This is a genomic window from Micromonospora sp. ABR4_055, from assembly GCF_056160425.1.
In genome coordinates, this window is the sequence record NZ_JBSWXD010000037.1 from 34,690 (window position 1) to 44,445 (window position 9,756).

The window sequence follows — 9,756 nt, forward strand, 5'->3', positions numbered from 1 at the left end:
TCCACTAAAAGTCAGAGTTTTACCGTACTGACACAATCTCCACCGCTGGCAGCAGCGCAACAAGCGGGCAGCGCCGCGTTTCAATACGGGTACAGCGACGAAAACCGTCCCACCCACATTGGTCAGACATTGGAAGAGAAGGCGCCTACAATCAACCCTTACCAGGTTGACTGACGTACTCGTCGCGGATCGTCCGCTTGAGGATCTTCCCGCTCGGGTTGCGCGGCAACTGGTCGACCACGTGCCATTCCCGGGGAACCTTGTACCGCGCCACGTGCTCCCGTACGTAGCCATCCAGCGTGGAGACGTCGATCTGCTGGCCGGCACGGCTCACCACGAACGCGGCGATCCGCTCGCCGTACACCTCGTCCGGAACGCCGACCACCGCGACCTCGTCCACCGGCCCGTGCCGCGCGATGACCTCCTCGATCTCGCGGGGGAAGATGTTCACCCCACCCGCGATGATCATGTCCTTCTTCCGGTCGACGATCGAGATGAAGCCTTCCTCGTCACGGACCGCGATGTCGCCGACCGAGAAGAAGCCGTCGGCGTCGTACCCGGCCCGGGTCGCCTCCTCGTCGTTGAGATAGCCGGTCAGCAGCAGCGGCGAACGCGCGTACAGCTCGCCGGGCTCACCCGGGCCGACCTGCGCCCCGTCCTCGTCGACCAGCCGTACCTCGTTCCAGAACCACGGATGACCCACGCTGCCCGCCCGGTCCAGCGCGAACTCCGGCCGCAGGTTGGTCACGATCGAGCACTCCGTCGACCCGTAGAGCTCGTGCACCTCCACGCCGGGAAACGCCTCGATCACCCACTCCTTGAGCGCGACCGGCAACGCGGCGGCGTTGAAGTAGAGGGTCTTCAGCGCCGACAGGTCGTAGCGGGCCGCCGGCTCCGGACAGAACCGGCGGATGTGCTGGGCGTGGGTGGGCACCAGGAAGACCGTCTCCGCCCGGCTGCTCACCATCAGGTCGAGCAGCCGCTGCGGATCCCAGCTCGGCAGTACCGTGCAGGAGCCGCCGAGCATCGGTGCCGCGTACGCGAACTCGAAGCCGGCGCCGTGGTACATCGGCGCCACCGCGATCGTGCTGCGGTTCGGGCCCAGCCCGTAGTCCAGCCCCACCCCGAACGCGGTCAGCACCCGGCCCCGGTGGGTGAGCAGCACCCCCTTGGGTCGCCCGGTGGTGCCGGAGGTGTACGTGACACAGAACGGATCCAGCTCGTCGACCGGCACCTGCGGGTCGACCGCCCGCCCACCGTCGAGGAACGTCCCGTAGTGCTCGCCCACCCCGCCGTCGAAGCTGAGCACCAGCCGTAGCCCGTCGAGCAGCCCGTCGACCCGGTCGGCGAGGTCGTCGGCGACGATGATCCCCTGGACGGCCGAGTGGGCCAGGATGTACGCGTTGTCGGTCACGTTGTTGCGCGGGTTCAGCGGCACCGTCGGGATACCGGCCTTGGCCATCGCCGCGGAGATCTCGAAGTACTCGTACCGGTTGTTGCTCAGCACCGCGATCCGCTCCCCGGGCGCCAACCCCCGGTCCAGGGTCGCACTGGCCAGCTGGCTCGACCGCTGGTGCAGGGCACCGAAGGTGACCTCACGGTCGCCGTCGACCACCGCGATCCGGCGTGGCGTGGCGCGGCCGAACTCCCGGATCCCGGCCGCCATGTTGAGCTGCACACCCGTCACCTTGGGTCCGCCTTTCCCGATTCGTTCATCAGCATGACGGCTTCGGCCTCGGCCACGGGCGCACCGTCGGCGTCGACGGCGGTCCACCGCAGCTCGGCCACGACCTTGCCGCTGGAGGTGCTCCGGCTGGCGAGGCGCTCGATCCGCACCCGCAGCGTGGCGCCGGCCCGGACCAGCTGATGGAACCGCATCCGGCGCAGCTCCAGCAGCGCGATCGCGTCGTCGAGCTGGCCGGACTGCTCGGCCAGGCCGCCCATCAGCAGCAGCACCGCCTGGCCGGGCAGCGGCGGGCCACCGCCACTGCCCGGGTCCGGCGGGTTGAACAGCGGATGGGTGTAGCCGCCCCGACTGATCAGGGTGTCGACCAGCTCCGCGGTGACGGTGACCGACGGCGGATCCGCCGACGGCGAGGGCGGGGCCGGCGGTTCAGGCAAGGCCGCGGACATCGACGTCCCCCCAGACCGGCTCGCGCTTGTCGACGAACGCCCGGTAGCCCTCGGCCACCTCGGGCACCTCCTCGTGCAGCCGGGAGAACATCTCGCGCTCGTAGCGCAGGCCCTCCTCCAGCGTCATGGTGTGCACCGAGTTGAGCAGCCGCTTGGTGATCGCCATCGCCGGGCGGGACCGGCCGCGCAGCGACGACAGCAGCTTGCCGACCTCGTCGTCCAGCTGCGCCCGGGGTGCGCTGGCCAGCGCGACACCCCACTGCACCAGCTCCGGCCCGCGCAGCCACAGCGGGGTGAGCATCAGCGCCTTGGCCCGCTGGTCGCCGAGCTTGCGCGGCGCACGCTGGCTGGAGCCGGCACCGGGCGGCATGCCGAACTCCAGGTGGATGTCGCCGACCTTCGCCTCGTCGGCGGCGATCACGAAATCACAGGCCAGGATCAGCTCGAAGCCACCGGCGCGGGCGAGGCCGTTGACCCGGGCGACGACCGGTACGCCGAGCTGCTCGATGCGACGCAGTACCGCATGGTACGAGCGCAGGAACGGCAGGAAGATCCGCTGTGGGTCGTCGAAGCAGGATTCCAGGAAGTCGATGTCCATCCCGACGCTGAACGCCCGGTCCCCCACTCCGGTGATCACCACGGCCCGCAGGGTGTGATCGACCTCGGCGGCGGCCAGGGCGGCGTCCAGTCCGGCGATCGCCGCCGGCGTCAGGCTGTTCATCGTCTCCGGGCCGTCGAGGACGATCGTCATCACCTGGTCGTCGGTGGCGAACCGTACGTCGGTCACGCCGTCGCCTCCCCGATCTTGACGAACAGCTCGACGTCGGTGTCGGCGACGATGGGCGGCGGCGTGGCACCGGCCGGCAGGTGTATCAGCGAGCAGGCGGTCAGCGGCTGCCCCGCGACCGTCAGGGTCCCCGTGGTGGTGACGAGGAACCGTTCCCGGTCGACCGGCTGCGGCGTACCGGTGTAGCCGGCCGGCAGCCGGACCAGCGCACTGCACGCCCCGGTGACCACGTTGCGGCTCAGCGGCCGGCCCACCGGTGTCGGTCCGGTGTCGGGCGACGGCAGCCCGACCACCTCGGCGTCGACACCCGACCACCGGGCGGTCAACGGTGCCCAGGGCAGCTGCCGCGACTCGACCCGCCGCAGGTAGCCGCGCGGGCCGACGTCGTCGGCCGCCCCGGCTGCCCCGTTTGCCCGGGCCCGCACGCCGGCCTGGTCGTCCGGGCAGACCACCCGGGTCACCCGGTCACTGCCCTCGGTGGCGACCGCGCCCTCCATGCACAGGATCGCGGTGAAGCCCTCGTCGCTGCTGGCCTTGTGCACCCAGCCCGGCGGACGCCAGAAGTAGTCGCCGGCGATCAGCCGTCCCTCGGCGCTGAGGTCGACCACACCGTCGAGGAAGTACGCCTCCTCCACGCTGTCGTGGTAGGCCTCGCTGAGATCGCGGTAGCCGGCGACGGCCCGGATGTGGTCGATCCTGCGGGTGGTGTCCCGGTCCAGCCACAGCGACCGCATCCAGTACCGGGACAGCAGTTCACGCACCTGGTCGGGGTCGCCGCCGAAGTTGTCGCGGAAGGCGGGCTCCATCGAGTCGTAGACCTGCTCGCCGTTGACCCACGGCACGTTCCCGGCGTCGACGATCGTGACTGTCATCGGTGCACCTCCACCTCCCGCCACTGGCGGCGAGTACGCCCAGTGCCTCAACCTAATATGTCTGACGTTAGGCGTAAAGACACTGGACAACAGTCCTTGACGCCAACACTGTTTCCGCCGTGTAACCTCGTCGCCCGCCGAGCAAGCAGCAGTTCCAGGCCACACTCTGCAGGTGGGAACCCTCGTCTGGCAAGACCTTGACAGCCTCGGACCTCATTCATCAGACTTTTGTCCGGAAGGCGGTGGCCGGTGTCGACCTCTGCGCTGGAGGAAACCCCACGACGTCCGTCGGCGAGGATGGCTGCCGCCTCCGGCGCGCTGATCCTCGTCGCCGTGCTGGGCAGTTTCGCCGCCACCCCGCTGTTCGCGATCTACGCGGACCGGTGGCAGCTGACGCCGGCGCAGGTCGCCGTCGCGTTCGCCGGCTATCCCGTCGGGGTGATCCTGGTCGTGACGCTACTGGGCGGTCTGTCCGATCTGGTCGGTCGACGGGCGGTGATGTTCGGCGGGGTCGCGCTGGTCCTGGCGGCGTGCCTGGTGACCGCGACCGCGGCGTCGCTGCCGGCGCTGGTCGCCGGGCGGGTGGTGCAGGGCATGGCGACCGGGATGGTCAGCGCCACCACCGCCGCCGCGCTGCTGGACTTCCATCCTCGCGGCACCCGTGCGGGGAGCCTGACCCACTCGGTCTGCACCACCCTCGGCATGGGCCTGGCACCGCTGATGTCCGGGTTGCTGGCCGACCACACCCGCTACCCGCTGGTGCTGCCGTTCGTCGTCATCGGCGTGGCCGCCCTGGTGCCGTTGATCCTGCTGGTCCGCACCCCGGCCGACCGTCGGACGACGCGACGGATCCGGCTGGTCCGGCCGGTCCGGGTCCCCCGCGCCATCCTGCTGCCGTTCAGCGTCGCCACCTGCTCACTGATGACCCTCAACGGGTGCATGGCCCTGTTCGGCACCTTCGGCTCGCGGATCCTCGCCGAAGGTGCCGGCGTCACCGCCGCCGGCGGCACCGGCGGACTGCTCACCCTGCTGATCGGTATGACGCTGCTGTCCCAGTTGCTGTTCAACCGACTCGACTCGACCCGGTCGATCTGCCTGGGCGTAGTGGCGATCACCGGTGGCGCCGGGGCCACCGCGCTGGCCCTGCATCTTCAGGACCCGGCGGCCACCGTCACCGGCGCGGTGCTGGTCGGCTTCGGGGGCGGGCTGACGCTGCTCGGCGCCACCCGACTGATCGGCGAGTCGGCACCGACGCACCGGCGGGCGGAGATCTACGCGGCGTGGATGGTGGCCGCCTTCACCACGCTCGGCGGCAGCGCACTGCTCAGCGGCGCGGCGCTGACCGGCACCTCGCTGTCAGCGGTGCTGACCGTCGCGACCGGGATCATCGCCCTGCTCAGCACGTACACGCTGGGTGCCGCCGCCCTGGACGCCCGCCGCCGCCGTCGGCGGTGAAGGGCCGCGCGGCCGCCGGTCAGTCGCCGTCGCGCCCGCCGGGTCAGTCGCCGTCGCGGGCGGCAGCGTCACCGACGTCACTGGCGTCGTCATCGGCCAGGGCGGCGATGTCGCCGACCGCGTCGGCCATGCCGGTCCGCAGGTCGTCCAGCACACTGGCGACGGAGCGCACCCGGTCGACCAGGCCCACCGCCTGGCCCGCCGCCGAACCCATCACCGGGGTCACCTGATGCTCGAACGAGCTGACGACGGCGTCACGGGCGAGGAGCTGCTGCACCGGTGAGGCCAGCGGCGCCGGCGCCGGCGGCTGCTGCCAGGCCCGGGTCCACGCGGTGGTCAGCTGTCGGGTCGGCTTACCGGTGTACGACGTGGTCTTCGCGGTGTCGGTCGCCGCCGCCGTCACGATCTTGTCCTTGACCACCGGGTCGAGATCGCTCTCGGCGGTGGAGAGCCAGATGGAGCCGGTCCACACCGCCTGCGCGCCCAGTGCCAGTGCGGCGACCATCTGACGGCCGGTGGCGATGCCGCCGGCGGCGACCACCGGCACCTCACCGGCGGCCGCCACGACCTGCGGCACCAGCACCATCGTGGTGGTCTCGCCGGTGTGTCCGGCCGCCTCGTAGCCCTGGGCGACGATCACGTCGACGCCGGCGGCCAGCTGATGACGGACGTGTCGCTGGTCGCCGACCAGGCCGGCGACCAGCATGTCGCGCCGGGTCGCGACGGCCCGCACCGCGGCGGGCGGCGGCCCGAGGGCGCTGGCCACCAGCCGGACCGGGTGGGCCTGGACGACCTCCCACAACGCGTACGCGTTCGCGTGGGTCATCAGATGGTCGATCTCGGTCGGCATCCCACCCAGCCGGGTCCGCCCGGGCGCGCTGCGCCGCTGCGGGATGCCCAGCCGGGTCCGCAACCCGGCGACGAACTCCTGATGCCCGGCCGGGATCTGGGCGAGCAGGTCCGCCGGGTCGTCACCGGCCGTCGTGGCGGGAAAGAGCAGATCGACACCGTACGGCGTACGCCCGCACTCCCGGTCGAGCCAGGCGAGATCCTGCTCGAGATCCTCCGGGGACATCGAGGCCGCGCCGAGCACCCCGAGTCCACCACCCCGGCTCACCGCCGCCACCACGTCCCGGCAGTGGCTGAAAGCGATCACCGGCAGGTCGATGCCGACCCGCCGACACAGCGGCGTCACGACGCCGAGGCCGAGGTGACGGCGCAGACCTCGCAGCCGTCGGCGTCGACCGAACAACTGGCCCCGGCCGTCGCGTCCACACCCAGGTAGGCGTCTACCAGGGCGGTGACCGCGCCGAGCCGGCCGGTCCGCGCTGGCGCACCGGTGGCGGCGAGCGCGGCGGCGTGCCCGGCCCGCAGGCCGACGACGGACGGGTCGAGGATCTCGATCCCGGTCCGGTGCCCGACCTCCTCGACGACCGGGGTCATGCAGGTGCAGCCGAAGAAGATCAGGTCGGTGCCATCGGCGTCGGCGGCCCGCAGGCACGCCTCGGTGATGGCGGCGACCACGTCGGTCTCGCCCCGACCCATCCGGGCCTTGACCCCGCTGTCGGTGCCGACCAGGTCGAGCTCGGTCTCGTCGGAGAGGTAGTGCACGCCGGCGGCGAGCTCGCCACCGGGGCAGGTGGCCAGTCGTTGCGCGTAGAGGTAGTCCATCGAGGCCGGCCAGACGGTGACGATGCTGAACCGCCGACCGAGTGCGGCGGCCCAGGCCAGTGTCGCCTCGCCGGCACCGACGATCGGCACCGTGGTGGCCGCCCGCAGCCGGTCCACGCCGTAGTCGCCGAACGTGTCGATGTAGACGGCGTCGCAGCCGGCGGCGATCGCCGCCTCGGCGACGTCGACCGTGCCGACCTCGGTGAGCAGGTGTTCGTAGGGGGTACGGGCGAACCGCCGCAGGCGCGGGTCGAGCAGTTCGGTGACGAGTCCAGGTGGATCGGGCAGGACCGGGGCCCGTTTCGCGTCGGAGTTGATGACCGCCAGTCGTCGCAGCTCGCTCATGTCGACCTCCCGGCAAAAGTCTGACTTATCTCTTCGCAGAGTGTCAACGATCCACCGAACACGTATTCAGCTGCTTACTCGGCCGAGGAAGAAAGGTCTGCCGTCAGTCTCGGCGAACGGACCGACACCGTCGGGAGGTGACGGGACCGGGCGCCGGGACCGGCTCAGTCCGTCGCGGCGGTCGCCGCCCGTACCGCAGCCAACCGACTCCGCAGGTGCTCCCGGTCCGGCTCGGTGCCGGCCAGCTCCAGCGCCTGCCGGTAGGCGTCGGCCGCGTCGGCGTACCGGCCGAGACGCTGCAGCAGCTCGGCCCGGGCCGCCGGGAACGGGTGGTGCGAGCGCAGCCGAGGGTCGGCGGCCAGCTCGTCGAGAATGGCCAGCCCGGCGGCCGGGCCGTCGCGCATGGCCACCGCCACCGCCCGGTTCAGGTCGACCACCGGCGAGGGCGCGATCCGCGCCAGTACGTCGTACAGGGCGACGATCTGCGGCCAGTCGGTGCCGGCGACGTCGGCGGCCTCGTCGTGCAACGCGGCGATCGCGGCCTGCAGCCCGTACGGTCCGGGCGGGCCACCGGTCAACGCCGTACGGGCCAGCCCGCAGCCTTCGGCGATCATCGGTCGGTCCCACCGCCGCCGGTCCTGCTCGTCGAGGAGCACCAGCGCCCCGTCCGGGCCGGTCCGGGCGTGCCGACGGGCGTGGACCAGCAGCAGCAGCCCGAGCAGGCCGGCGGTCTCCCGTTGGGTCGGGAGCAGCCGGTGCAGGATGCGGGCCAGCCGGACGGCCTCCTCGGCCAGGTCGAGGCGCTGCAGGTGCGGACCGGAGCTCGCCGCGTAGCCCTCGGTGAAGATCGAGTACACCGCCTGCAGCACGCCGGGGAGTCGCTGCGGCAACTCGTCGACACCGGGCACCCGGAACGGAATGCGCGCGTCGCGGATCTTGCGTTTCGCCCGGACGATCCGCTGGGCCATCGTCGCCTCCGGCACGAGGAAGGCCCGGGCCACCTCGGCGGTGGTCAGCCCGCCGAGGTGGCGCAGGGTCAGCGCCACCCGGTCCGGCGCGGGCAACGCCGGGTGGGCGCAGGTGAAGAAGAGCGCGAGCCGGTCGTCGGGCAGGTCGGGGTCGATGTCGGCGGCCGGCGCCGGGTCGGCCCGGTCCGCCTCGGCCTGCAGCACCGCCAGGCGCAGCGCCAGCGTCCGGTCACGGCGGATCCGGTCCACCGCGCGACGCCGGGCGGTGGTCAGCAGCCACGCCCCGGGGCGGGTCGGCACGCCGGAGACCGGCCAGTGCGTCAGAGCCGCCTCGACGGCCTCGGCCGCCACCTCCTCGGCCAGGTGCAGGTCACCGAAGCGGCGGACCAGGGTGGCGAGCAGCCGGCCGTGCTCCTCGCGGAACACGGCCGCCACCGAGGTCCGCACCGTTTCCGGATCGGCACCCCGCACCGTTTCCGGATCGGCACCCCTCGCCGTTTCCGGATCGGCACCCCTCGCGGGCGCGGCGGGGTCGTCGGGCGATTCGACGCCGGCCATCGGGGGATCAGATCCCGAACTCGGCGACCGGACGCACCTGCACCGATCCCCCGTCCCGGGCACCGGGCGAGCGGGCCGCCCAGTTCAGCGCGACGTCCAGGTCCGGTACGTCGATGATGTCGTAGCCGCCGAGCACCTCGCGGCTCTCAGCGAACGGGCCGTCGGTGACGATCCGTTGACCGTCTGCGTCGACCTTGACCGAAGTGCAGGTGGTCAGGTCCGCCAGGGCGTTGCCGCTGACCCAGATGCCGGCGTCCTTCATCTGCTTGTCGTAGGCGATCCAGTCCTCGACCGTGCACTGCGCCCCGGCCTGCTCCGGGCCGTCGGTCGGCGGGCTGACGAACAACAGCATGTACTTCATGTCGGGCTCCTCGCAGGTAGTGGCGTTGCCGTACGCCATGACGACGATCGGCGGGCCGCCGGATCGACAGCCGATCCCTACGAATCCTGCGGTGACCGGCGACCTACTCGGAGTCGGCCAGGATGGCGTACAGCTTGCGGCGAGTCTCGTCGAGTACGGCCAGGGCCCGCTCCCGCTGCTCGGCGGTGCCGTTCATCATCACGTGGCGCAGCGCGTGCAACGTCTGCATACCGGATTCGCGCACGTCGTGCCAGCTCTCCACGGTTTCCGGGGCGAACTGCGTCCACGGCGCCTGCTCGGCGGCCTGCTCGGCCTCGGGGCGGCCGGCGTCGGTCAACGCGTACTGCCGGCGGCTGCCGCCGGCCGCGTCCACGGTCCCGACGACCAGCCCTTCGTCCTCGAGCAGTTGCAGGGTGGGGTAGATCGATCCCGGGCTCGGTCGCCAGGCACCGCCGGTGCGGGAGTCGAGTTCCCGGATCATCTCGTACCCGTGCATTGGTCCTTCGACGAGCAGGGCGAGCACGGCGGCACGCACGTTCGGCCGGGGGGGGGGGGGGGGGGAGAAAAGGGAGAGGGCAGAAAGGGAAGGGAAGGTTGAGAGAAGGG

10 protein-coding genes are annotated in these 9,756 nt (G+C 71.7%); 1 reads left to right on the forward strand and 9 read right to left on the reverse strand.

The window, feature by feature from the left end:
- Nucleotides 1-151: 151 nt before the first annotated feature.
- From ACXAHD_RS11580 to ACXAHD_RS11595, 4 genes are read right to left on the reverse strand one after another with little or no spacing between them, the layout of a single operon-like run.
- Nucleotides 152-1,687 (reverse strand): class I adenylate-forming enzyme family protein, encoded by a 1,536-nt coding sequence (locus ACXAHD_RS11580; protein ID WP_281554283.1) that lies wholly within the window; start codon nt 1,685-1,687, stop codon nt 152-154.
- Entirely contained in the window at nt 1,684-2,121 is a 438-nt protein-coding gene (locus ACXAHD_RS11585) for a hypothetical protein (RefSeq protein ID WP_281567382.1), read from the reverse strand. Before ACXAHD_RS11585 ends, ACXAHD_RS11580 begins: the two co-directional genes overlap by 4 nt.
- Entirely contained in the window at nt 2,114-2,920 is an 807-nt protein-coding gene (locus ACXAHD_RS11590; protein WP_281554281.1) for an enoyl-CoA hydratase/isomerase family protein, read from the reverse strand. Before ACXAHD_RS11590 ends, ACXAHD_RS11585 begins: the two co-directional genes overlap by 8 nt.
- Nucleotides 2,917-3,792, reverse strand: coding sequence for a cupin domain-containing protein (locus tag ACXAHD_RS11595; RefSeq protein WP_281554280.1), 876 nt, complete (start codon nt 3,790-3,792; stop codon nt 2,917-2,919). The genes ACXAHD_RS11590 and ACXAHD_RS11595 overlap by 4 nt, the downstream gene beginning before the upstream one ends.
- Nucleotides 3,793-4,041: 249 nt before the next feature.
- Between ACXAHD_RS11595 and ACXAHD_RS11600 the strand changes: the two genes are divergently transcribed.
- Nucleotides 4,042-5,247 carry an MFS transporter gene (locus tag ACXAHD_RS11600; RefSeq protein ID WP_281554279.1) on the forward strand — a complete coding sequence of 402 codons (1,206 nt, stop codon included), beginning with the start codon at nt 4,042-4,044 and terminating at the stop codon, nt 5,245-5,247.
- Nucleotides 5,248-5,290: 43 nt separating this feature from the next.
- Here ACXAHD_RS11600 and ACXAHD_RS11605 read toward each other — a convergent pair whose 3' ends face one another.
- The 5 genes from ACXAHD_RS11605 to ACXAHD_RS11625 all read right to left on the reverse strand — a co-directional run.
- Nucleotides 5,291-6,442, reverse strand: coding sequence for an NAD(P)H-dependent flavin oxidoreductase (locus ACXAHD_RS11605; protein WP_475050326.1), 1,152 nt, complete (start codon nt 6,440-6,442; stop codon nt 5,291-5,293).
- Entirely contained in the window at nt 6,439-7,263 is an 825-nt protein-coding gene (locus ACXAHD_RS11610; RefSeq protein WP_281554277.1) for an aspartate/glutamate racemase family protein, read from the reverse strand. The genes ACXAHD_RS11605 and ACXAHD_RS11610 overlap by 4 nt, the downstream gene beginning before the upstream one ends.
- Nucleotides 7,264-7,427: 164 nt before the next feature.
- The gene (locus ACXAHD_RS11615; protein WP_281554276.1) at nt 7,428-8,789 is read right to left on the reverse strand and encodes an RNA polymerase sigma factor; all 1,362 of its coding nucleotides are present in this window, start codon (nt 8,787-8,789) and stop codon (nt 7,428-7,430) included.
- Between the two features lie 7 nt (nt 8,790-8,796).
- Nucleotides 8,797-9,150, reverse strand: coding sequence for a YciI family protein (locus ACXAHD_RS11620; RefSeq protein WP_475050329.1), 354 nt, complete (start codon nt 9,148-9,150; stop codon nt 8,797-8,799).
- Between the two features lie 103 nt (nt 9,151-9,253).
- The coding region (locus tag ACXAHD_RS11625) for a PadR family transcriptional regulator (protein WP_475050332.1) at nt 9,254-9,756 on the reverse strand (503 nt) is incomplete at its 5' end.